The 22,915-nt window shown below is 39.5% G+C and carries 23 protein-coding genes, 1 tRNA gene and 1 pseudogene; 9 read left to right on the top strand and 16 right to left on the bottom strand.

The features are described 5' to 3' along the window. The first annotated feature begins 412 nt into the window (after positions 1–412). The 8 genes from V7K48_RS19090 (at position 413) to V7K48_RS19055 (ending at position 4,425) form a co-directional block, all read left to right on the top strand. Entirely contained in the window at positions 413–685 is a 273-nt protein-coding gene (locus V7K48_RS19090; RefSeq protein ID WP_334692389.1) for a hypothetical protein, read from the top strand. Between the two features lie 13 nt (positions 686–698). After that, positions 699–1,376 (top strand): ABC transporter ATP-binding protein, encoded by a 678-nt coding sequence (locus tag V7K48_RS19085; protein ID WP_335074801.1) that lies wholly within the window; start codon positions 699–701, stop codon positions 1,374–1,376. Between the two features lie 612 nt (positions 1,377–1,988). Continuing rightward, complete coding sequence (locus V7K48_RS19080) at positions 1,989–2,540, top strand: NYN domain-containing protein (protein WP_322650974.1); 552 nt, start codon at positions 1,989–1,991, stop codon at positions 2,538–2,540. A gap of 144 nt (positions 2,541–2,684) precedes the next feature. Further along, positions 2,685–2,756, top strand: a tRNA-Asn gene (locus V7K48_RS19075). A gap of 217 nt (positions 2,757–2,973) precedes the next feature. Beyond that, positions 2,974–3,207 (top strand): hypothetical protein, encoded by a 234-nt coding sequence (locus tag V7K48_RS19070; RefSeq protein ID WP_335074800.1) that lies wholly within the window; start codon positions 2,974–2,976, stop codon positions 3,205–3,207. Between the two features lie 205 nt (positions 3,208–3,412). Beyond that, complete coding sequence (locus V7K48_RS19065; protein WP_335074799.1) at positions 3,413–3,817, top strand: methyltransferase family protein; 405 nt, start codon at positions 3,413–3,415, stop codon at positions 3,815–3,817. Continuing rightward, positions 3,798–4,139, top strand: a complete 342-nt coding sequence (locus V7K48_RS19060) for a methyltransferase (protein WP_335074798.1) — start codon at positions 3,798–3,800, stop codon at positions 4,137–4,139. The genes V7K48_RS19065 and V7K48_RS19060 overlap by 20 nt, the downstream gene beginning before the upstream one ends. A 112-nt stretch (positions 4,140–4,251) precedes the next feature. Continuing rightward, the gene (locus V7K48_RS19055) at positions 4,252–4,425 is read left to right on the top strand and encodes a hypothetical protein (protein ID WP_335074797.1); all 174 of its coding nucleotides are present in this window, start codon (positions 4,252–4,254) and stop codon (positions 4,423–4,425) included. A gap of 125 nt (positions 4,426–4,550) precedes the next feature. Here the strand turns inward: V7K48_RS19055 and V7K48_RS19050 are convergent, their stop codons facing one another. Together V7K48_RS19050 and V7K48_RS19045 are read right to left on the bottom strand one after the other, a co-directional pair. Continuing rightward, positions 4,551–5,393, bottom strand: coding sequence for a M56 family metallopeptidase (locus V7K48_RS19050; protein ID WP_335074805.1), 843 nt, complete (start codon positions 5,391–5,393; stop codon positions 4,551–4,553). After that, a complete protein-coding gene (locus tag V7K48_RS19045; protein WP_335074796.1) occupies positions 5,393–5,812 on the bottom strand; it encodes a BlaI/MecI/CopY family transcriptional regulator in 420 nt (139 codons plus the stop codon). The genes V7K48_RS19050 and V7K48_RS19045 overlap by 1 nt, the downstream gene beginning before the upstream one ends. 336 nt (positions 5,813–6,148) lie before the next feature. Between V7K48_RS19045 and V7K48_RS19040 the strand changes: the two genes are divergently transcribed. Next, complete coding sequence (locus tag V7K48_RS19040; RefSeq protein WP_335074795.1) at positions 6,149–6,889, top strand: 2-phosphosulfolactate phosphatase family protein; 741 nt, start codon at positions 6,149–6,151, stop codon at positions 6,887–6,889. Positions 6,890–6,970: 81 nt separating this feature from the next. Here V7K48_RS19040 and rfbD read toward each other — a convergent pair whose 3' ends face one another. The 14 genes and pseudogenes from rfbD to V7K48_RS18970 form a co-directional block, all read right to left on the bottom strand. Next, the gene (gene rfbD, locus V7K48_RS19035; RefSeq protein ID WP_335074794.1) at positions 6,971–7,861 is read right to left on the bottom strand and encodes a dTDP-4-dehydrorhamnose reductase; all 891 of its coding nucleotides are present in this window, start codon (positions 7,859–7,861) and stop codon (positions 6,971–6,973) included. A gap of 38 nt (positions 7,862–7,899) precedes the next feature. Further along, on the bottom strand, positions 7,900–8,445 hold the full coding sequence (rfbC, locus tag V7K48_RS19030) for a dTDP-4-dehydrorhamnose 3,5-epimerase (protein WP_335074793.1): 546 nt from the start codon (positions 8,443–8,445) through the stop codon (positions 7,900–7,902). Between the two features lie 118 nt (positions 8,446–8,563). Continuing rightward, a complete protein-coding gene (locus tag V7K48_RS19025; protein WP_335074792.1) occupies positions 8,564–9,640 on the bottom strand; it encodes a glucose-1-phosphate thymidylyltransferase in 1,077 nt (358 codons plus the stop codon). 97 nt (positions 9,641–9,737) lie between these two features. Further along, on the bottom strand, positions 9,738–10,778 hold the full coding sequence (locus V7K48_RS19020; protein WP_335074791.1) for a glycosyltransferase family 4 protein: 1,041 nt from the start codon (positions 10,776–10,778) through the stop codon (positions 9,738–9,740). A gap of 43 nt (positions 10,779–10,821) precedes the next feature. Then, positions 10,822–12,126 (bottom strand): glycosyltransferase family 4 protein, encoded by a 1,305-nt coding sequence (locus V7K48_RS19015; RefSeq protein ID WP_335074790.1) that lies wholly within the window; start codon positions 12,124–12,126, stop codon positions 10,822–10,824. Positions 12,127–12,299: 173 nt separating this feature from the next. Next, positions 12,300–13,262, bottom strand: coding sequence for a GDP-mannose 4,6-dehydratase (locus tag V7K48_RS19010; RefSeq protein ID WP_335074789.1), 963 nt, complete (start codon positions 13,260–13,262; stop codon positions 12,300–12,302). Between the two features lie 270 nt (positions 13,263–13,532). Next, on the bottom strand, positions 13,533–14,846 hold the full coding sequence (locus tag V7K48_RS19005) for a class I SAM-dependent methyltransferase (protein WP_335074788.1): 1,314 nt from the start codon (positions 14,844–14,846) through the stop codon (positions 13,533–13,535). A 48-nt stretch (positions 14,847–14,894) separates the two neighbouring features. Then, positions 14,895–16,088 (bottom strand): glycosyltransferase family 4 protein, encoded by a 1,194-nt coding sequence (locus tag V7K48_RS19000; protein WP_335074787.1) that lies wholly within the window; start codon positions 16,086–16,088, stop codon positions 14,895–14,897. Next, complete coding sequence (locus tag V7K48_RS18995; protein WP_335074786.1) at positions 16,085–17,176, bottom strand: glycosyltransferase family 4 protein; 1,092 nt, start codon at positions 17,174–17,176, stop codon at positions 16,085–16,087. The genes V7K48_RS19000 and V7K48_RS18995 overlap by 4 nt, the downstream gene beginning before the upstream one ends. A gap of 134 nt (positions 17,177–17,310) precedes the next feature. Further along, positions 17,311–18,771: a class I SAM-dependent methyltransferase gene (locus tag V7K48_RS18990; RefSeq protein ID WP_335074785.1), complete on the bottom strand. Its 1,461-nt coding sequence runs from the start codon at positions 18,769–18,771 to the stop codon at positions 17,311–17,313. Between the two features lie 198 nt (positions 18,772–18,969). Further along, complete coding sequence (locus tag V7K48_RS18985) at positions 18,970–20,271, bottom strand: ABC transporter ATP-binding protein (protein ID WP_335074784.1); 1,302 nt, start codon at positions 20,269–20,271, stop codon at positions 18,970–18,972. A gap of 167 nt (positions 20,272–20,438) precedes the next feature. Further along, positions 20,439–21,287 (bottom strand): ABC transporter permease, encoded by an 849-nt coding sequence (locus tag V7K48_RS18980; protein WP_335074804.1) that lies wholly within the window; start codon positions 21,285–21,287, stop codon positions 20,439–20,441. A 378-nt stretch (positions 21,288–21,665) separates the two neighbouring features. Next, positions 21,666–22,026: pseudogene (locus V7K48_RS18975) on the bottom strand (hypothetical protein); the annotation flags it as partial. Positions 22,027–22,152: 126 nt separating this feature from the next. Then, positions 22,153–22,761 (bottom strand): TetR/AcrR family transcriptional regulator, encoded by a 609-nt coding sequence (locus V7K48_RS18970; RefSeq protein ID WP_335074783.1) that lies wholly within the window; start codon positions 22,759–22,761, stop codon positions 22,153–22,155. Positions 22,762–22,915 lie beyond the last annotated feature (154 nt).

The following is a 22,915-nucleotide window of genomic DNA, read 5'->3' as shown; positions in this document are numbered from 1 at the left end:
GACCAACCTACGAATACGAAGCGATCGCGCTTGAGCCAGTCGTCTAAAACGTCAAACCACCCTCTACTAGGGGCGCGTCCAACTGCGATGGTCATTAGAGCAAATCTCCAAATGTTTATAAGTACAGGTTGTATCTGTATTATAGACGGCTATATATAAAGCCTTCCATAAGCAGAAAGTTAACTGGGTTGTTAACCAAGTTTACAATTTTTTACACACCTTTAATCATATTAGGTGCAAATCGCTAATTTTTCTAGGGTATTTGTCATAAAAATTAATTTTTGCTCTAGAGAAAGTTAGATAAGGAGAAAATTTTACCTTGTTCCCCTGATCTCCCTCATCCTCCTACTTCCCTAGAATCACTCAGCTGACGCTAAAATGAAGTCCTACAGTTAAATTTGATTATTGCTAAATGTTTACCATCGACTTAAGCATCAGAAACACTGCTTTCCCTATCTCGGTACAACGTAAGTCAGCAGAGGATGCTGAGGCTGTCTATCAGCTTATTTTGGCAGCAATACGCTCTGGTAACCCTGACGTTGTGGAACTCAAGTGTGAGGGCAAGACAGAGAAAAAAATTGCTGTCCGCGCTAGTGAAATTGCTGGGGTGCAGATTGTTCAGAAAGATGGTACAACCCCAGGTGGTGGCAGACCACCTGGCTTTTTCGCTGTAGCTGCTGAGTAATCAAGGTTTACAAATGGCTCAAGTGGGCATTGAGGTCAAGGATTTAAATTTTAGTTGGCCGAATGGAGAGAAAGTTATCAAATCTTGCTCTTTAGAAGTACCCAAGGGTGAGTTTTGGATGCTCTTGGGTACAAATGGCAGTGGGAAATCAACGTTACTCAGACTGCTGGCGGGGCTATTAGCTCCTGAGTCTGGGGGAATTCGGGTTTTGCACCCCGTTGGCTTTGTCTTCCAAAATCCGGATCATCAACTAGTGATGCCAACGGTTGGTGCTGATGTAGCTTTTGGATTGGTGGAAGAAAAGTTGCCACCTGCTGCCACCAGAGCAAGGGTTGAAGAAGCGCTAGGGGCGGTGAATTTGCTTACCCTCCAACGACGCCCTATCTATGCACTTTCTGGTGGACAGAAACAGCGAGTTGCGATCGCCGGTGCGATCGCCCGTCGCTGTGAAGTCTTATTATTAGATGAACCCACTGCCTTACTAGATCCAGATAGCCAACTAGATTTAGTTGCTGGTGTCCGCCGCCTCGTCAAAAGTCGAGGTCTTACAGCCTTGTGGGTAACGCATCGATTAGACGAGTTAAATTACTGTGACGGCGCTTTCTTACTAGAGAAAGGTTCTCTTGTTGATGAGGGTGAAGCCCAGCGCCTTAAACAACGTCTGATGGAGGTACACACAGAAGCTTCTTAATTAAGTGCCCAGTCTAGCCCCAACTCTAGGAGACACTACGCGAACGGGGAAGTCAAAAGTCACTCATTCAAAAGTCAAACATTTTGAACCCCATAAATAAATTTAGGCGATGCACTGAGCGGCTTGCCCTGAGCGGCGTCGTAAAGCCTGCGGCATAGCTTCTCTTCTTAGGCTGCGCCAACGCTTAAGGCGCAGCCTCTCCAAGAGTTGAGAGCCGAAGTGGGATTGTATCCCTTTTTTGACTTTTGACTTCGAGCGTTCGCGCAGCGTCTCGTAGAGAAGCGAGTGGTCACCGTTCGCCCTTGACGTCTCCCCTTCTCCCATTCGTGAGAGGCTAGCGTTAAGGGAGAAGATTTGATCGGCGGCTGACACCGAAGAGAAGTTAAGTGACTTTTCACTCAGCACTCTTGATTACTCAGCACTATTAAATAAAGTACTGACACGCGCCTTTGTGAAAAGGCGCGTTTTGAATTAGTGCGTCTATCCTAAGGTGAGTTTTATGAGCTTATCGTATTTTTTGTCTTGTGTAACATAGTGTTACACACAATGCATCAATTATTATAAAACTTATGAATGAATTTTGTAAACTCTAGAAAATTGTGATTAAAAACCATGCCCCGTTCCTTACTCCAAGCCGTTTTATTAGTGGACGGCTACAATATAATAGGCGCTTGGCCTTGCCTAAAAAAAACGCGTGATAGTGTTGGACTAGAGGCAGCACGGGGCGAACTTGTGGAAGCGATGACTGGTTACAGTGCGTTTCAAGGTTATACAACTCAAATAGTTTTTGATGCCCAATATCAGAACTGCTCTAGTAATAAAGAAATTATTACTGAGCTTTTATCAGTTTATTACACTGATTTTGGGCAAACAGCAGATACTTATATTGAAAAATCCTGTGCGTCTATGCGCCAGCAAATAGCCCAATCTTTGATTTCTCGTGTGATTGTTGCTACTTCAGATCGGGCACAGCAGTTGATGATACAGGGGTATGGGGCTGAATGGTTGTCGGCACAACAACTCTGTGGGGAAGTGGAAGCTACCGTCTGTCGGATGCGACAGAAGTATCATACGCGCAAACAATCTAAGAGTAGGTTTTTAGCCAATGCTATTGATGCTAAGGCGCGGCAGCGTTTGGCTGAATTACGAATGGGATTACAATAGATATTTAGTATTTAAAAGTATCTGCTTAAGTTTCTGAATGAATTTTGGCTGTAAAAATTCTCTAATTAAGCATTTAAGAAAAAATATTGGCAAAAGTACTTGCCAAATCCTATTTTTAGCCTTAATATTATAAATTGTGAGTGATCCTCAGTAGCTCAGTGGTAGAGCGATCGACTGTTAATCGATTGGTCGCTGGTTCGAATCCAGCCTGGGGAGTTTAGTAATTTTGGATTTTAGATTATCCTTCAATAATCTATGGTTGCTTAATCCAGCTGTAACGTTTTTGAATCATGGGTCTTTGGTGCTTGTCCTAAACAAATGCTGGCAGTTCAACAACGTCTGAAGTTGCAACTAGAACAAGAACCTCTACGCTTTTATGCGTAAGTCCTATTTATGAGGCTGTAGCCGAAGCTTTACTGAGTCATGTTCAGGGATGGCAACAACGCAGTCTGCAAAATTGTTGAAGACTAAACCGCTTAATCGTCAAGCATTTTCAGATGTGGTTAAGGAATGGAAACAGCAAGGAAAGCTACCCATCCTCTGTCTGGATGATTTTGAAAGCCTTTTAAAATATCCTGGTAAATTCGATAATGGATTTTATGACAATTTGCGATCGCTAATAGATAGCAACGCCTTGACGCTAGTGGTGGCTTTCTGTGCCATATAATATGTTTTGAATTTAACTTCTAATTTTTAGGTACGTCTAGACACATCTAATATCAGTGGTTTCTTCATCCTTTGGATGTATTGTATTTTCGTCTGCGATCCGCACAGCGTCAAGTCAGAGGCTTATCGTCCCCGTGGTCGGATATGATTGAGTTGTGATTGTGTACACCCACAAATCAAGAACTTTAAAAAGAATTTGCAGAAATATGAATTCACTCGAACCAAGTATAAGTACTGAAGTCCCTGCATCTGATGTTATGCTCCAGATGATTTCTGGCTTTTGGGTGTCACGGGCAATCCACGCTGCTGCTAAACTTGGTATTGCTGACTACCTCAAGGAACAGCCAAAGACAGTAGAGGAACTAGCTGCAATCACTGATACTCACGTGCCATCTTTGTACAGATTACTGCGTGCGCTTGCTAGTGTGGGTATATTTGCTGAAGATGACCATCATCGATTTGGCTTAACACCCTTGGCTGCTACGTTACAAACGGATGTTCCTGGTTCAATGCGTTTTTTTGCCATTTCCCAACTGGGACAAGAGCACTACTTAAGCCCCTCCCGCAGCGCTGTCTCACCGCTGTACGGTAGTGTCAGGGAACTTCTTTGAGTCAATAACAGCAGGTGGTGATGCTTACCTTCTCAAGCACATCATTCATAACTGGGATGAAGAAAAAGCGATCGCCATTCTCAAAAACTGTCATCAGGCAATGTCACAGGATGGTAAACTCCTGCTGTTTGAGACAATAATTCCTCCTGGGAATGCACCTTCTTTCGGTAAGTTGCTTGACCTGAATATGCTAGTTATGACTGATGGACACGAACGTACAGAGGAGGAATATCAAGTGCTATTACAAAAGGCAGGCTTCCAACTTACCCAAGTTGTTCCAACCCCTTCACTAATTAGCGTTATTGAGGCGCTAAAAATTTAAAGGATTTGCTGAAAATTTAGCTCAACAAATTATCGAAGCTGCATGGCGATTACCCCGCAAAGTATACTTACCTAATCCAGATGCAAATAAACTAGCTGAAGATCCATTTCCGGTGCTGCAAACTTGGTTAACAGAAATAGAGTATGCTATTCTCGAAATTCCTAAATACTGGATTGTTGGCCCTATTCAAAAGATAGTAACATTCCAAAGACTTGAACGTATCATCTCTTCCACTTTTCCACAACTGGATTTGAGTGCCGAACAAGTCTTGGCAGGACGGAAGTGAACTGTCTTGAGCAAAAATTGGCACAAGGTTTACTAACTATGCAACTGGTGTGCAGATATCATTACAGACACGAGCGAAGTCGCTATCATTCTAACTTCGTGCTTTAGTAGTTTTTTAAATTCAAATTAACTGTGAAATATCACAGTCACTAAAGGTAGGAAAGCTAATATAAATCCATGCCAGGAATGCAATTGAGCTTCTGGGGTTGGTTCTGGTGGCGCTAATAAAGCTTCTATCCTCTGTTCTAAGCGATCGCCTGCACCAGAGGAACCTAATGCAGCACAGCAAATTTCTGATAAAACAGAGCTGCTACTAACTACTAATAAAAGTGATTCCGCTAATACCAGAGGGTCTACCTGCAAGGCTGCATAACCGTCGGCACGGAGTTCGCGCAAAGCTAACAGTTCTTCCCACAAAGGCTCTGTATTCGGCAACCATGCAGTGCAGGTACGCACCCAACCCAGCCAAAAAAACCAGAACGTATCCCTATAATAATGATGCCCTTGCTCATGGGCTAAGACACTTTCTAAATGATCTGGTGAGAGAGTTTGTAGTAATCCCTGACTAATCACTAATTCTGGTTGCCAAAAACCAATTTGACCCGCAAACAACGCCCCCGTTTGCAGTAACCTGGCTCGTTTATCCCCTAAATTCACCAGAGGACAGTTACGGGCAGATTCTACAGACTGCCAACCCTGGAAAGCAAGTTTAATGCATAAAATGGCAAAAAATGCCAAATAAATTAATGCCACCACATAGCTGACTGAGCCTGTATACATCCCGCCCATTTGTCCTTGGGGCCCCATAAATAGCACAGCGATCGCTGTCATGAAAATTAGCAAGGGGGGGAAGAGGAACAAAAATAGCGATCGCCCCCACCGCAAACTCCAACTACCTTGGGGTTGATTCCAAGAGGATCTTAACCACCAGGCAACTGCCAAACCAATCAAAATCATCATTAGATGCATCATTTTTCCTCCCTCGCTTGGCGTGCTGATTGAATGCGTTTGGCGATCGCTGCTATTTGCTCACTAGCTGCTTCATCCAGACTATCGGCGAAGGCAGCAACAACATCGGGGTTTCCCACTGCTAGAAATCGCTGTAACTGCTCATGAGCTTTGATCACATCTGCTTGCTGCTTACTCAGCAAGGGTCGCCAATAGAATGCTCGCTCTTTCTTGTCGCACGCCAGCCAACCTTTATCAGTGAGGCGACGTAAGACGGTGGTTACAGAAGTATACGCTAATTCGCGGTTGGGATCAGCCAGAATGCGATCGTGTACATCCTTTACTGTGGCTGAACCAAGTTCCCAGATGATATTTAAAATTTCCGCTTCTAACGGGCCTACAGATAGTTGTTTAGGACGGTAATCGGGTAAAGGTGCCATAGCGATTTCGATTTGAGATTTTGGATGAGCCGAGTGGAGGTAAAAATTTCGGTTTCTGTTTGCCAAGCTTAGTCAGTATGTGTAGTGGTGCTAACTTGGAATACCAAATACAGCTTTAAAAGGTCTGTTCTTGTTTTAGATTACAGGATAGTGCAGCAAATCTGAAAGTCTAAAAGCATAAAAATGGACTTTTTGAGTATTTTATGTATTGAATGGGTTACATCGGGCATTTTGATGCGACAAAATGCTCCCGCAGCAATTGTGATTATAGTTAGTGACACCAACTAGGTAGAATGTTATTTGCGGCAGTAGTATTAAAGCAGGTGTATCCAGCGCGTGAAGCTATTCGTATACCACACTCCTGAATTGACTCCAACGGATGAAGCGCCAGAATGTGCGATCGCAGTCGATGTCTTGCGAGCCACTAGCACAATAGCGACAGTTTTGGCAGCTGGAGGCGAAGCTGTACAAGTATTCAGCGATTTAGATCAGTTAATAAAAGTTAGCGAAAAATGGTCCCCTGAAAAACGTCTGCGGGCTGGAGAACGCGGCGGCGCGAAAGTAGCTGGCTTTGAGTTGGGTAACTCTCCCCTCGACTGCACACCAGAATTAGTGCAAGGGCGTCGCTTGTTTATCAGTACCACAAATGGCACTCGTGCCTTACAACGGGTGCAAGACTCCCCAAATGTATTAGCAGCAGCCTTAATTAACCGGGCGGCGGTGGTGCAATTTCTCCTGGATAAGCAACCAGAGACAGTGTGGATTGTCGGTTCCGGTTGGGAAGGCAGTTTTTCCCTAGAGGATACAGTTTGTGCAGGTGCGATCGCTCATAGTCTTTTGGAGCAAATTACGTTCTCGTCAGAGGAATTAGCTGGTAACGATGAAGTAATTAATGCGATCGCTCTTTACTCTAAGTGGCAAGATAACTTATTGGGATTACTTCACCAAGCTAGTCACGGTCAACGATTGTTGCGTCTTGACTGTCAAGAAGATTTAAAATATTGTTCCCAAACTGATATTTTAGATGTCTTGCCCATACAACAAGAAACGGGAGTTTTAAAAAGTCAAAGGAAATAGGGAATAGGAACTGGGGGGATGAGGGAGCAGGGGGAGCAGGGGGAGCAGGGGAAGAAAAACTATTGATTATTGCCCAATGCCCTATGCCCAATGCCCTATTTTCAAATCTGTGAGCATTTGTCGGAGTCTTTTTCGCCAATAGGGGGGATAAGTTCCTAGAATTGTGGCAATTTTTCCACAAGCAAGGACAGAATAGGCTGGGCGACGAGCTGGTGTGGGATATTCGGCGGTTGTAATGGGGACAATACGTTCAACTTTCAAAGGGAAGCCTAGCTGTTGGGCTTCTTCAAAAATCGCGATCGCAAAGTCATACCAGCTAGCAACGCCGCTATTAGTGTAGTGATAAGTGCCGCTAATTTCTGGGGTTAACTGGGGAATCATCTGGGCTATAACTGTGGCTATATCTTGTGCCCAAGTCGGGCTACCTATTTGATCGGCGACAACACGGAGTTCTTGGCGTTCTGCACCTAGTCGCAGCATGGTTTTGACAAAGTTACTTTTGCCAAAGGTTCCATAAACCCAAGCAGTGCGGAGGATGAGATGATCGGCGCAAGTTTCTTGAATAGCTTCTTCTCCAGCAAGTTTGGTTTTACCATAGACACTTAAGGGATTAGTCGCATTGGTTTCCTGGTAAGGGCTACACCCATTCCCATCAAAAACATAATCGGTCGAAATATGAATTAGAAAAGCTCCTAATTTTTGGCTTTCTTGGGCAAGAATTAGGGGTGCAGTAACATTAATAGCAGTAGCAAGTTCGGCTTCGCTTTCGGCTTTGTCTACAGCAGTGTAAGCAGCAGCGTTAATGATGATTTGCGGCTGTTTTGATCTAATAACACTGTACAGAGTATCAGGCTGGGTAAAGTCTACTGTCGGGCGTGCCACTGAGATAACATTGCCGTAAGATGGGAGAATTTGTTGCAGTTCTTTACCCACTTGACCATTGCTACCAATCAGCAGAATTGATTTATTCATTCTGATTAGTTCTCGAACTTACTTCAATTTGAAAGTACTTAATCAAATATTTCAGCAGTTTTCAAAGGTTTACCAGCTTGGTCTTTAGCTGATAAAATCGGTGGCGCACTCAGAGGCCAATCTATAGCTAAATCTGGATCGTTCCATAGGATTGTGCGATCGCTTTGGGGCGCGTAGTAATCTGTAGTTTTGTAGAGAACTTCAGCTATTTCTGAAAGCACGAGGAAGCCGTGAGCAAAGCCTGGTGGTATCCACATTAGGCGTTTGTTTTTAGCACTGAGTTCAGAACCTACCCACTTCCCGAATGTAGCTGAACTTTTTCTAATGTCTACGGCTACGTCAAAGATGGTACCAACAACAACACGAATGAGTTTACCTTGGGGTTGTTGGATTTGGTAGTGCAGCCCACGCAGAACATTTTGCTTAGAATAAGAGTGGTTATCTTGGACGAAGTTCGTAACAATCCCTGTCTCTTGTGCAAATTTTTGGTGGTTGTAAGCTTCAAAAAAGAAACCGCGATCGTCTGCAAATACTTGGGGTTCGAGTTGTAGAACTTCCGGAATTTTGGTATATACAATACTCATTAATATTATTTATAGGATGTGCCCCAGTGTTCTGATTGTTAGATGAATTTCGCATTTATATTTTACAGGCACTGTGCTTAAACTTTAACGGTGGCTTATCCTATTTTTAATAAGTGAATTAGGTTAGTTCAATTTGACAGTCATCGCCAATCAGAAATCGCAAGGCTTTGGGGCGACGGGGTGCAAGAGTCAATTGTGCCCTTTGTCCAATGACACTATCAATAATCCGCTGATGGATTCCGGCAATTTTAGCACCTTCTAAAATCACACTGTGTTCTAAATCAGCATCAATGAGTGTGGCATTGTTAGCAATGCTACTATAAGGGCCAATAAAGCAGTTTTCTAAATGACAATTGTTGCCAATGATTACTGGCCCCCGAATTGTGCAGTTAATTACTTGAGATTTTGCACCAATTTGGACTCGCCCAATAATCTGACTTTGGGGATCAACTTCCCCGACAACTGATGCTGTCAGATATGTGTCGAGAATCAATCGGTTAGCTTCTAATAAGTCATCTTTTTTACCAGTATCTAACCACCAGCCTTGGAGATTGTGGGCTATAACCTGCTTTTTCTGATTAATGAGGTATTGAATAGCATCAGTGATTTCTAGTTCGCCTCTGGTGGAAGGTTGGATATTTGCGATCGCATCATAGATGAGGTGAGAAAAGAAATAAACCCCTACCAATGCCAGATTTGAAGGAGGAACTTTGGGTTTTTCAATTAACTGTAATACCCTTCCTGTTTCATCGATCTGAGCCACACCAAAGGCACTAGGATTGGCAACTGAACGTAAGAGAATCAAAGCATCTGGCTGTTGTTGGCTAAATTGTTGCAGAAAGTAACGTAACTCACCTAGTTGAATCAGGTTATCGCCCAAGTACATGACAAAGGGAGAATCTCCCAAAAACGGACGGGCGACTTGGACGGCATGAGCAAGTCCAAGTGGCTGGTCTTGGATGATATAGGTGATGTTCGCTCGAAAGTATTCTCCACTTCCAGTTTTCGCTTGGACTTCTGCCCCAGTTTCCGGGCTGATGATGATGCCAATATCAGTAATACCAGCAGCGACCATTTCTTCAATGCCATACCATAAAACAGGTTTATTAGCAACTGGTACAAGTTGTTTTGCTCCGCTGTAGGTGAGGGGACGTAGGCGTGTACCTTTCCCACCAGAGAGAATTAGTGCTTTCATCGGGATTAAGGATTAGTTATTAGTCATTAGTCAAGATAATCTTAAATCTGGACAAAATCCCAAATCCTTGAATCCAATTCTGGTGTTAGGTTATCTTTTATAGGTAGCGGGATAAAACTTCGCTGGTTGCCTTTGCTGTTTTTTCCCAACTGAATTGTTGAGAGTGAGTAATACCTTGGCTAGAAAGGCGCGATCGCAACTCCAAATCAGTTGCGATCGCCTGCATCGCCTCTGTAATTTCTCCGGTGCTGTAGGGATTGATCAAAATCGCCGCATCACCAGCCACTTCTGGAAGGGAGGAGAGATTGGAGGTAATGACAGGAGTACCGCAAGCCATTGCTTCCAGGACAGGTAAACCAAAACCTTCCCAGAGACTGGGGAAAACCAGAGCGATCGCTTGATTGATGATTTTTGGTAATTCGCTGTAAGGAATATAGTCGAGAAACTTCACTTGATTAGTTACACCCAATTCTGCAACTTGCACTTTTAGAGTAGGGGTGTAACGCGAATCAATTGGTCCTACTAACCATAGTTCATAGTCTTTGCAGTTAGGTAACGCAGCAAAAGCACTGATGAGTCGCTGTATGTTTTTGTATGGGTCTTGGCGACCAATGTAGAGAAAGTAGTTGCGGCTAGGTAGATTGAGAAGGCAAAAGTGAGTGCGATCGTGCGCTAAAGGAATCGGAGTAATTTTGCTGGCAGGAATTTGGTAAAAGTCAATAATATCCTTAGCTGTAGCTTGGGAGTTACAGATGATGTGTTGCGCTTGCTTAAGTACTTGAGGAACGTAGTAACGATGGTACGGAGTCAACGGTGAGAAGCGTTTAGGAAAACGTAACGGTATTAAGTCGTGAGACATCACAACAAAACGACAGTTAGTATAAATGGGTGCTTCCGGTAGAGGGGAAAATAAAAGGCTAGATTTGAGATTTTTATAGATTTGCGGTAGTTGAAATTGCGTCCAAACAAGGCGCTCAAAATGCCCTTTAATACCTTGGTCTGGTGTTAATTTTTGAGAAATTATATAACATTCATACTTGGAAATAATTTGCGAAGTTAATAATGTCAGTTGGAAAGATTGGAAATTCGCAAGGATATTTAAAGCGTAGGTTGTTATACCTGTAGGTTTTTTAGACAAAAAAGATAGATTGACCAGCAAATATTTAAGCTTTTATTTAAACTTAATTATAAGTATACAAACAAGATAGAAACTGTTCAGCAGATTCTTGCCATGAGAATGGTCGATACTCATTCCTTATACGCTCTACAAAATGATTGTAGTAAGTATCTGAATCAAGTAGCTTTTTTAAAGCTTGGTAGAGTTCTGTTGGTTGAGTAGGATCAAAATATATACAAAAATCACCCCCTACTTCAGGCAAAGAGCCACCATTGCTGGCGATTACAGGTTTACAGGATTGTAGTGCTTCTACGACAGGTAATCCAAATCCTTCATAAAAAGAGGCTTGAACTAAACAGTAACAGTTTTTATAGAGAAAATCTAGTTGAGCATCGGTAACTGAACCTAGTATTTGTATGAGCTTGCCATACATTTTATTAGATTCTATCAAGTTATCAGTTTCTGAGTGCCAACTTTTATTACCTGCAAAGATTAAAAATACATCATAATTAGAATTTATCAATAAATCAAAGGCTGCAATGATAGTTTTAATATTTTTATGAGGCACTAAGCTTCCAACTACTAAAATATATTTTTTATTAAGTAATTTCTGCAACTCTGTACCAAAGTTATTATTTTCTTCACTTAATAAAAAATCATGTCTAAAATAGTTACATCCTAAACGAAAGCTTTGAACAATTTGTGAATTATTACTAGCTAATATTCCTTGATTTATCGCATTATTATAATCTTCAGCACTCTTCTTAGAGATACATAATACCTTGTCGAATAAAGTAGAATAATCGCTGTAGAATTTTGTAAAAGCTTTAGTAAATCTCTTGGAAGAAAACTCCGGAAACTTTATGGGAATCAGGTCATAGCATATAACTACAATAGTAACTTTATGCCTTTTTAAAAGTTGTAAAAATCGGTAGTAAGTTTTAGGTAAATCCCAGTTAGCATCAGCTATAACATAAATATCTCCTGGCTGGACTATAGAACCTTCAAATTCAAGTAAAAAATCCTTTTTATTTTCTGAATTTGAATCAAACCAGTAAATCAACTTTGATAAATATAATAAATTTATAAATTTATTTCTCAGTTTAAAAAGTAGAGCTTGAACTTTTATATTTATTTTGGTTAACTCAAGATATTTGTTAACCTTGATAAAATAGTCATTCTGCTGTTGATTAAGATTAGTTACCCTCTGCATGAAACTACCATCAAACATAACCGCTACTATTTCTATATCTGTGCGGTTTGAGCTTATTTTCAATAATTCAGAAGTTAGTTCTCGAACTACTCGATGGATTCCAGTATTTTTATATGTATGTTTTGCAGTGTGAGTACAATCTATAAATATCCTCATCCTAAAACCTACTTGAAACTATTTTTATTGCAAATTCTTCCTTAATTTTATCGTTCCCAAAATTTCCTAATAAAATCCCTCAACAAAAGACTCAATAGTTATATTATTAGGTAAGCTATTTTATTTTTTCCTAGTTAAGTTAATGGTTATTTCCGATTAAGAAGCTAAACCAGCTAACTGCTTAATTTCTTAAGGTCATAATCAACCATTAACTCGACCAATTGATTAAAAGAGTATTCAGGTTGCCAACCTATCCCAATTTTAATTCTATCAATACAACCAACTAACTGCACTGGTTCATCAGCGCGATAAAAAGCAGGGTCAACCGAGACATAATCTTTCCAGTTTAGACCAACGCAGTTAAAAGCACACTCAACGAGTTCTCTGACAGAGTGAGTTTCACCACTGGCGATGATATAGTCATTAGGTTGTTCTTGCTGCAACATCAGCCACATAGCGTAAACAGCATCTTTGGCATAGCACCAATCACGACGGGCATCTAGGTTGCCTAATTTTAGTTCATTTGCCAAACCTAATTTAATTTGGGCAGATGCGTGCGTGATTTTGCGGAATACAAATTCTGTCCCACGTCGAGGCGATTCGTGAGTATAAGTAATACCACAGCAGTTATAAAGGTTGTATTTTTGCCGATAATTAACAGTCATCCAATGAGCGTAAGCTTTGGCAACACCATAAGGATTACGCGGACGAAAAGCAGTACGTTCGGTCTGGGGTGAGTCATCAGGTTGACCAAAGACTTCACTACTTGAAGCTTGATAAAATCTGGCATCTGGTTTACAACGACGAATGGATTCTAAGAGGCGAGAGACACCTAGAGCTGTATATTCAGCAGTGAGAGCAGGTTGTGTCCAAGACAGAGGAACGTAGCTTTGCGAGGCGAGATTATAAATTTCGTCAGGTTGAGCTTCGGCAATCACATCCATTAAAGAGGATTGATCTAAAAGATCACCAGAAAGGATGTGGATATCGCCAGAAAGGTGATTGATGCGCTCAAGATTACTGGAACTTGAGCGGCGGACTAAGCCGAAAACTTGATAGCCTTTGGTTAATAGTAGTTCGGCAAGATAAGAACCGTCTTGCCCAGTTAAGCCGGTTATGAGGGCTTTTTTAGTCACATTGATAACCTTACTGATAAAAAGAACTGAATTTAAGAAGGCTGAACAAAAGATTCAGGGCTAGCAGGTAAATCTAGATGTTTTCAGTTTTCTTGAGGATCTATAATAATAATCTGTTTTGTATTTTTAATACAGTATAAATAGCAAGTTTACTTATGTTGTGAACACAAATTTTAAAAATAACTATTTCATTCAGGGGATTAGAGAGTAGTAATAACAGAGACTCTCCTGTTAATAAACAGTTGAGAATTTATATAATTTCAAAAAATTTTAATTTATAAAACAAAAATAGTGTATTCCTAAACCTAACTCTCTATTATCACCATTCCGAAAAACTTTAGCAGGTTTCCAGATTTTACTTGAGATAGTAATTTTTCCATTCCACTCTTGGATTGGAATCTTGTATAGCTGTTTAATAGAAGATTTTTTTGCGTTAATAGATTGTGTTAAGCTACCAATATTGATACTTGCATCTATATCGAATGGTGCATAATTACTAATGCAAAACTCTACAAATTGAGCATCAATGTTTTGGGCGCAAGTCATCACAGATTTTGCGTGTGTAAATCGCAATTTTAAGTTGGGATCTGTCTCTTTATCAGCCCAAGTTCTACATTCATCTGGCGGAAGTGTAATTTCCGATGGTTCATAGTACATATGACTTTTTTTAGCAACTATTACATCAGTTAGGGGACTAATATCCGAACGGTATCTTTTAGGAGTCCATCCAAGCATTAATAATGTTCGCATAAAGTAAGATGGTTCAAAACCAAGTTCAAGCCAGCCAAACTTGCGAATAGACCAAACTGACATACCATCTAATCTTAATCCCCAAGGATAAGGAAAATCTGCAATTGGCTCTGCTGCAAAAGCTATTAATCCTTCATCTGTAATGACATTATGTAAATTTTTTAATAGCTGTAAATGATTAGCACAATGGTGAAAGCACTCAAAAAACACGGCTGCATCATATTTAACATTGCTAGTAAACTCTAACATATCTTTGTTGAGTGTTTCTACTTGAGCGGCTAAATTTCGTGTTCTATATCTAATGAGATTAAGAAAGGATTCTTCACAATCTACAGCAGTTACTTTGTAGCCCATTTGAGCTAAGTGTAAAGTTGTATTACCCCATCCTGGACCAAATTCAACAATTTTAGAATCAGCAGCTAAATTCATAGTTTTGATTAAAAACCCTTGAGCAATTAATTGCTCTCCCACAGTATTTGGACTTTTCGTAAAATAAGGAAACGGGCTATTTTTTACTGCTTCAAAATTAAAGGGAGAATGTTCGTTAGTAATTATATATTTTTTCCTTCCTGATATATTCAAATATAGTTGCATTTGAGCCTCATAATATTCTTGAGAATAAGGGTCTTTTGGCAAAGGGTAATCTACAATATAACAAAATTCAGATAATGCTTGCCGTAGTTGGTCATCAGAAATCTTAGCTCTATCATCTGCTTTTGCAATTTCTGCATCCAAATCTTCTAAATTATTAATATATTTACAGTTTTCCATATGATTTATTTTTTTATATATTTTTGTTAAAATTCTAACAATACCAAGAAAAATATTTATCATATCAATAAATTCTCTCTATGCATGAATATCAGATTGATTGCAGAAATATTATTGATCACAACAGTGATTAATTATTTCAATCAACTTATTTTTAATGCTAGTCAAAGCATAATTAGAGACCACATAATTTCTGGCTAGATTTCCCATTGCTAGTAGTTGCTTCTGATTTGCCATCATTTCTTGTATAACTGTGGAAAATTCATCATAGTTACAAAAAATCTTGCCACCACCGCTACGCTCAACGTGTTCTACTAAGACCTGGCAGGAGCCATTAACTAATACTGGTGTGCGTTGAGCCATTGCTTCCAAAGTTACTATACTAAAACTTTCATAGGGCGATGGCATCACAAAAATAGATGCTCCAGCCATGAGTTTAAATTTTTCTTCTGACGAAACAAAACCTCTAAAATTAATGTCTGGATGATTTGGGATTTTTATTTCACTTTTTCCAGTTAAAATTAGTTTTAAATTAGAGGAGATATCTTTCTTAAACTGAGTAAAGAAATTAATTAAATCATTACATCCCTTACTTGAATCAATACGACCAGAATAGAGAATATACGGGTATTTAGCTGTAAAAGGAGTATAAGGAGTTGTCTCCACAGCCATAGAGATAATCTCACTAGGCAGTTCTCCCCATAACTTCTCTCCCAAAAGTTTTTCCGCATTAGTTAACCATACTAAGAAGCGAGCCTTACGAGCCATATACTTATATGCAGTCAAATACGCAGTCGGTTCATCATGAAGAGTCGGTATTAGCAAAACTTTAGAAGAAGGGACTTGAGGGATTCCAAAGTAAGTGGTTGGATATAAATAAGTTGTAAAAATAATAGATTGATAGTCACTCCATCGCTGTTTTAGAAAAGATAGCAAAGTTTGTGAGTAAGGACCTTGACGACGGATAAATTCTTCTTGAAGCGCAATACTCCAAGGAATTATTTGGCTATTTTCTATTTGGTTATACTTGGGTTTATGAAATTCTCTTAAAAGTCTTTGATGTAGGTGATACCAGTACTCAGTTCGACCTATAGTAACTGGAAAGCGATAAATATTTATTCCTTGCTTTGTTTCACAACCAGGAGGTAATTCATTAGCCCATGTAGTATAATTTAATGCAGTTGTAGTAATTATATCGATTTTAAATTCATCACTGAGCAAATTAGCATACTGCCATGCTAAAGCTTCTGAGCCTCCTACTATACTTTGATGACTTCTTTGAACAACGATAGCAATCTGTTTCACTCTATGCTCTTGATCACCTTCATAAATTTAGATTCAATTTGTTCATTCGTAAAAGTTTTTTGGTAACGCTGCCATCCCATCTCACCTAGAATGGCACTAATGGACTCTTTAGTAGCTATACAGTCTATTGACCCAGCCATAAAATAAGGATCTGCCTGCTCCCAAACCAAACCTGCTTTTCCAACTGTATAAGGAATAGCAGTTGAACCATAAGCTACAATTGGCACTTTCATGGCCATAGATTCAACTAGTGGCACACAAAACCCTTCATGTTCACTAGTTATCATAAAGGCATTAGCAACAAGATAGTAAGCTTTCAGACTTGCAGTAGAAACTCCTCCTGTAAATACTACCGATTCTTGCAAACCTAAAGACTTAACTTTTTCATAAAGAGATGTAGTGTAAATATTTAGACGCTCATCATGTTTCCCAACAATGATCAGGCGACTATTTCTATTATAATCTTTGTGGTAAACATCAAAAGCATCAATTAGAGCAGAGTGGCCTTTATTAGGAGCAAGACGACCTACCATTAAAATGTTTACTTTTTCATCTATATATTTATCTAAAACACTAGTGTCAGCATCAACATATTGGAAATCATCAATATGATGGAATGGTGGAATCACCAAACTATTTTTTTGAGAAACTCCCATTGAATGTAATTCATCTGCATTATATTCAGAATCAGACAAATATAAAGCACCAGGTACATCAGCAATCAGCTTTAGTTGTTTTCTTCCTGCTTGACATACGGTAGCATAATCTGCATTAATACCCTGGAAAAACTCAGGCGGAGTTACATTATGGTATTTAATAATTTTAATGCAATCAATATCATTAATAATCTCAAGAGCAATATCCCAGCCAACGGAATAATGATAAATTAATATATCTTTTTTTTTTATAATGAAAGAGTTAACTTGATTTACATGCTGAATATAATCTATCTTTAAAGACTCCCAGGAGTTCGCGAATAACTGTGCATTATAACCGGATTTTTTCAAACAATTATACATTCCCATTATATCATTGCTAACCGCATCACCCTCTAGAAGGCAGGGAGTTAAAAGAGCAATATTTACCATTGTTCACTTCCTGATAACAAAACTAAGCTTCAATATATAGTCTTGACATGATATTGATTAAATCTATAGCAATTCTTAGAGATGCTTCTAGTTTCCTTAGATGAGCATTACACTAATATATTCAATTTTTGAGTCTATAATTTGTATCCGATAACTGCATAATCTTGTGGCCCATAAAAGTGATCATTGAATCGTTCAGCTATCTCAGAACCTATGACTTTATAAGCTTCTGGATAAGGGTGAAGGTTAATGACTTTGACCTGCTCTAAACCTTGCATCTCAAGAATAAATTTAATCATGGAGCTTGGCAAAGGATTTTGATGCGTTGGATCGAAATAAAAATTACAACTACTAGCTAATATATTTTCAGGATTAGGTGTTTCAAAAATAGCTAATCCTCCAGGCTTAAGTATCCTGACTACTTCAGTGAAAAATTTCATTAATGTTGGAAAAGTTAGATGCTCAATAATATGAAAACCAGTTACCATTCCTAAGCTCCTATCTGGTAAAGATTGCAGATAAACCATTACATCTGCTTCTATTACCTCAAATCCCCTGGAGCGAGATTGTTCTACCATTACTTTGTTGATATCTAGACCCCTGGATGTATATCCAGACTCTTCTAGCAACTCCAGCCATTCACCACGTCCACAGCCCACATCTAAAATTGGGGATTCATCTGTGCCTACTTTTGCTTCCTCAATCAATGGCAAATAAACTTTTAACCTCTCTAAAATTTCTTCCCGACTCCCTCGAAACTGGTCTTCCAATGCAGCATAAAATGCATCTAAAAAGTGCGTATCTTCATTAACAAAAGCTTGTAATTGCTCTTGACTAAAAGGTTCTGGTAAACATTTTTTTGCCTCTTCCAAAAATAGTGTTATTAAACGCTTTTGCTGCATTAAGTCATTTTTGAGGTAACTATCATTTCTGATGCAACGCTCATTTATTTCTTGGATACGAGTATCCACTGTAACTAGATGACTCTCTGTTGTAATTAAATGCTCATTTAGTTTTGCTATCCGAGCATCCCCAATACTTAAATTTTCATCTATTCCTTGTACTTGCATATTTAAGGTATCTAAATTTTTTTGAATACCAGTTAGCCAGCTACTAATTAAACTATCAATAGCATTTAAGCTATTATCTATTCCTTGGATACTGTTATCTATAGTAACTATGCGCTCATCCAAACTTTGAATGCGATTATCTGCTTGGGCTTTTAAAGTTGCGATTTGCCCTATTAGCTGGTGATTAAGTACTACAGATTCTCTTAGAGAATTAATTATATTGAAATTGACTTCTCGTTGATCTTTAAAGATAAAATTGAAGGCTTTTAGAATAAGTTTTTGTAACTTAGCACTTAAATTAAAAGGAAAGTGATTAAGCTTCTCTGGCCACTTTATACGTAGACTTGAACGAGATTCTGCATTTTTCAGAAAAGTTTCAATATAACTAATACTTAACTTAAGCTTTGATGTATCTAGATTAGACTCTGAATTTATTTGTTGAGAGTAAACTTGACGTTTGACTACCTCTTCACGGATTGTATGCATTAACTCATCAACATTAATCTCAGAATTATTTTCTTCCATGATTTGTTACCCATTGAAAATAAATTAAAATGAACAGTTGCTATAATAATATAAATAATCAAGCACTTTTAACAACTTCCATACCCAATGTGAGATGTTCAATATGGATAAATAAAGTTAAGAAGATGATTGGTATAACTGTACCCAGTAGTAAGCTCAATTGAAAAATGATTTTCAGATTGCTCATTTTATTATTGATTATATTTTTTCAAGTCTCGGCACTATAACATTATATTCTTGGTTATTTAATTTGATATTAGATTGTAAGTCTACAAAGCCATCACAAAAAATACTATTATTTACTTCAAAAACGAGCAATTCATCAATCCAATCATAACTTAAGCCTTCTTCAGAATGTATTCCTATGGTTACTGTGTACACTCCCCTATTCAGGTAACATGGAAGCTGAAATATAACTGTTAATTCTTGCCTGTCTTCTAAGTTTGGTAGTTTAATATTAAGTAACTGACTATTAGTTCCATAAATTACTAATCCCATCAAATTTCTAATTGAAATGCCTACAATTAAATCTGATAGTTCAGCTTGGGCTTCTAGGAAGACGCTAATCTGGTAAGTTTTCCCTGTTTCTAGCTTGATAATATTTTTACCTCCTTCTAAATCATTAATTTGAACGTTTTTAATAATAGCCAATTTATTTCCATGTCTATGCATAGAATTATTTTCTTTATTTTTGATGAAATCATTATCATTATTTAAAATTTCTGTTTCTTCTAGATTTTTTTCTTCAAGCTCTGCTTCGTTTGGCGTTGAGCTTAGTAAAGCGATGTAATGATTTACAACTTCTTTGGGATTACCTATTTCGAGAATTTTTCCATAATTCAATAGTACTGCACTCTTACACAACATCTTGACACTTCCAGAATCATGAGAAACGAATAAGATCGTTACTCCTTGTTCTTTTATTTGACGAATCCTCTTCATACAGCGAGCTTGGAATTTTGCATCCCCAACAGCTAGAGCTTCATCTACAATTAAGATACTCGGTTCCGTATTAGCAACGACTGCAAATGCTAGTCTTAATACCATGCCACTGGAATAAGTTTTAACGGGATGCTCTATAAAATCTCCAATCTCTGCGAAAGCAGCAATATCATCAAATTTAGCTTGTATCTCATCTCGACTTAACCCTAAAATTTGCCCATTAAAAAATACATTTTGCCTTCCAGTAAATTCAGGATTAAATCCGCTACCTAGTTCAAGTAAAGCTGAAACTCTACCGTTAACCCACACTTCGCCTGTCGTTGGTGTCAAGGTTCCAGCAATGATTTGTAGTAATGTACTTTTACCAGAACCATTTTGACCAATAATTCCTAGTGTTTCTCCTCTAGGAATCTCCAAGTTAATATTATCTAATGCCCAAAACTCTTGAGCGTGGCTCTTACCAGGTAGTAAAATTTCTTTGAGTCTATCTACTGGACGAGCATACCGCTTGTAGCACTTTGAGATATTCTTCAGCGAAATTGCAATCTCCTCACCCATAACACTGCATACTTAAACTACTAACAAATTTCACACGTACAATTTTATCAATTAATAATTAACTAAGTAATTAAAATTTTAGCTTTTTGCCGAATCATATCGCTATCTACTATACAGTTCACATTAGTATTTGCTTGTTTTAAGAGCAGTTTAATAATCAAACTTGGCTACAACACATCGGCAAAAGCTGGACACAAACGCTTATACACTGTAAAACCACAACAAAATATAATTGTTGCTACTACACAAGCAACTCCCCATTCACCCCAATGTTTAACCTCCCCAACTAAAACTATGTCGCGATAAACTTCAGCGATCGCTGCTATTGGATTTAACCAGAATACCAAACTCCGCCATTGCTCTGGAATTGCTGATACTGGATAGACAAGCGGTGTCGCATAAAACCAAATATTTAAAATCACTCCTAAAGTCTGCGGGATATCTCGCAAAAATACCGTTATTCCTGCTGCTAAATAGCCCAACCCTGCCGTTAGCAATAACTGGGTTAGCCAGACTAAGGGTAATAGCGCCAAGGTAGCATGTAAAGTATGAGCATTTACCGCCACGAAAAAAATCAATGCCATTAAACCAAAGGAACTCTCAATGAATGTTGACAAAACTGGCACTAGAGGTAACAAAGCTAAAGGAAACACCACCTTCTTGACTAAATTCGGTTGTCCTAGTACTGAACTAGTGGACTGCATTAGACCACCAGTAAAAGCAATCCAAGGAAGTAACCCTGCAAATAGCCACAAACCAAAGGTGAAATTATTTGCTGGTAAACCCTTGAGAGTAGTCAGTTTCACCTTCAAAACAGTGGAAAACACATAAGTATAAATCAGTAACTGTGATAGCTGATTTAGCAAAGGCCACAAGTTTCCCAAAACAGAACCCTTATAACGCGCCTCTAAATCCCGGCGTACCAGAATTCTTAGTAAGTCGAACTTCACCCACGACTGTTCATCTATGGGCAAGATGTGCCTCCATCTCCTTACCTTACGTACAACTCCCCGCATTGTCGGCAACAATTTCTGCTTCCTCGCTGACTATTCACTACCCACTCACCTAATTGCTCTCACTGAAGCCTATTATATTTATGAAAGTCCTTTTTTTAGAGACTTTCAAATAAAAAATATTCAACTATATCTTGTAAGGTGGGCGTCTCACCCGCCTTTGGCTGTGGGTGGGCAGGATTCCCACCCCACAAGATTGGATAATTTGATTTATTTGTTGAAAATCCCTTTAGTGTTTTTAGAATCTATCATCACTAGAAAATTGCGTCCAAATTATCTTGGTAATTATACAATGAATCGGCTATTGTCAAGTGTATTTTTACTACAAATATAACTTCTATTTGCAAGGCTGCTTTCCTTGTTAAGGATGCGAGTTTTAGCTTAACTCCAGTCATCTGGATCAATTCCTTGCGATCGCAAATACTCTGCCAATCTCTCTGCCCGTTAATGTTTTTGTTCAGCCCGTTGGCGCTCTTGGCTTGTTCTTTTAGCGCCGACACCCAACCTGCTGCGTTATACCAACGCAACCACAAACCTGTTATCTGCTGATAAGTGCCTTGCCAAAAACCCAATCCTAGTATCTAACTCTTCCAACCATAAGCGGTTCTCTGGTAAAGATATTGCCTTGTAGCGAGTACCTATAAGTTGAAAGGCACGCAAATGATTTTCATAGGGATCAATAGACAACGTAGTAGGGAACCCGCAAAATGCGTTCATACACTTCCCACTTTGTTGGGATCTTTTTACTTTTTACTTTTATCTTTTTACTTTTCAACTCCACGCTTCATTCAGAAAATGGTTAAGATTTGAGGAGCGAAATCTGAAGTCGAAACTTCAGATGTCCATGCGACACTAAATAGGTGTCGTTCTACTCCGGCCACGCTTGCAACGCTGTCTCCACAACTTGTAGTAGTTCCGTCCGCGTGGCTCCGGTCGCCGCCAGGACTGACATTCCACAATTGACCGTCATGACAAAGCGGGCGAGAGCGGCGGGGTCGGAATCAGTCGGTAAGTCCCCCTCCGAAATCGCCCGCTCGAAACGCTTACGCAGGGAGGTTTCGCTTGACGCTCGGCGTGCAGACAATTCCTGCTGGATCGGATCGGCCGGATCTTTGCATGAAAGTATACCATGAACCCAGAGACATCCCGGTGGATTGCGCGGATCGGTTCCCAGGTCAACAACCCCATACATCATCCCTTCAGCGACCTGGCGTGCGGTCGGCTCTTTGATCGCCTCACGAAGATAGACTGACGGCCCCTCGGCATAGCGATCAAGCACTTTGCGAAATAGAGATTCCTTGTTGCCAAAGACGGCGTAGAGGCTAGGACGATTGATGCCCATAGCCTCAGTCAGATCCGAAAGGGATGTCCCCAGGTAGCCCTTGCGCCAGAAGACATGCATTGCACGATTGAGCGCGTCATCGGTATCGAACTCACGGGGTCGCCCCATCGCCGCAGTGGTTTTTTCCTGTTTCATACTTATCAGTATAATAGTTTCCTGACAGGCTTGCCCCATGCCTTTGTGTCCTGACTTCAATCCCCTAGATTAAGCTATGGGATTACTCGGTACTATAAGCCGAAGCACTCAGCACTCCTGAACTCTCCCGGAATCAGTGACTGTTGAGTCACAG

Source organism: Nostoc sp. (assembly GCF_036919615.1).
Lineage (GTDB): Bacteria > Cyanobacteriota > Cyanobacteriia > Cyanobacteriales > Nostocaceae > Nostoc.
The sequence above is the reverse complement of the archived record's forward strand: the minus strand, read 5'-3'. Positions and strand labels throughout refer to the sequence as shown.

Bases quoted from the DNA above. Each gene is read 5' to 3' on its own strand.
- V7K48_RS19090 (WP_334692389.1), top strand. From the start codon at position 413: ATGTTTACCATCGACTTAAGCATCAGAAACACTGCTTTCCCTATCTCG.
- V7K48_RS19085 (WP_335074801.1), top strand. From the start codon at position 699: ATGGCTCAAGTGGGCATTGAGGTCAAGGATTTAAATTTTAGTTGGCCG.
- V7K48_RS19080 (WP_322650974.1), top strand. From the start codon at position 1,989: ATGCCCCGTTCCTTACTCCAAGCCGTTTTATTAGTGGACGGCTACAAT.
- V7K48_RS19070 (WP_335074800.1), top strand. From the start codon at position 2,974: ATGGCAACAACGCAGTCTGCAAAATTGTTGAAGACTAAACCGCTTAAT.
- V7K48_RS19065 (WP_335074799.1), top strand. From the start codon at position 3,413: ATGAATTCACTCGAACCAAGTATAAGTACTGAAGTCCCTGCATCTGAT.
- V7K48_RS19050 (WP_335074805.1), bottom strand. From the start codon at position 5,393: ATGCATCTAATGATGATTTTGATTGGTTTGGCAGTTGCCTGGTGGTTA.
- V7K48_RS19045 (WP_335074796.1), bottom strand. From the start codon at position 5,812: ATGGCACCTTTACCCGATTACCGTCCTAAACAACTATCTGTAGGCCCG.
- rfbD (WP_335074794.1), bottom strand. From the start codon at position 7,861: ATGAATAAATCAATTCTGCTGATTGGTAGCAATGGTCAAGTGGGTAAA.
- rfbC (WP_335074793.1), bottom strand. From the start codon at position 8,445: ATGAGTATTGTATATACCAAAATTCCGGAAGTTCTACAACTCGAACCC.
- V7K48_RS19025 (WP_335074792.1), bottom strand. From the start codon at position 9,640: ATGAAAGCACTAATTCTCTCTGGTGGGAAAGGTACACGCCTACGTCCC.
- V7K48_RS19015 (WP_335074790.1), bottom strand. From the start codon at position 12,126: ATGAGGATATTTATAGATTGTACTCACACTGCAAAACATACATATAAA.
- V7K48_RS19005 (WP_335074788.1), bottom strand. From the start codon at position 14,846: ATGATAAATATTTTTCTTGGTATTGTTAGAATTTTAACAAAAATATAT.
- V7K48_RS18995 (WP_335074786.1), bottom strand. From the start codon at position 17,176: ATGGTAAATATTGCTCTTTTAACTCCCTGCCTTCTAGAGGGTGATGCG.
- V7K48_RS18990 (WP_335074785.1), bottom strand. From the start codon at position 18,771: ATGGAAGAAAATAATTCTGAGATTAATGTTGATGAGTTAATGCATACA.
- V7K48_RS18985 (WP_335074784.1), bottom strand. From the start codon at position 20,271: ATGGGTGAGGAGATTGCAATTTCGCTGAAGAATATCTCAAAGTGCTAC.
- V7K48_RS18980 (WP_335074804.1), bottom strand. From the start codon at position 21,287: ATGCGGGGAGTTGTACGTAAGGTAAGGAGATGGAGGCACATCTTGCCC.
- V7K48_RS18970 (WP_335074783.1), bottom strand. From the start codon at position 22,761: ATGAAACAGGAAAAAACCACTGCGGCGATGGGGCGACCCCGTGAGTTC.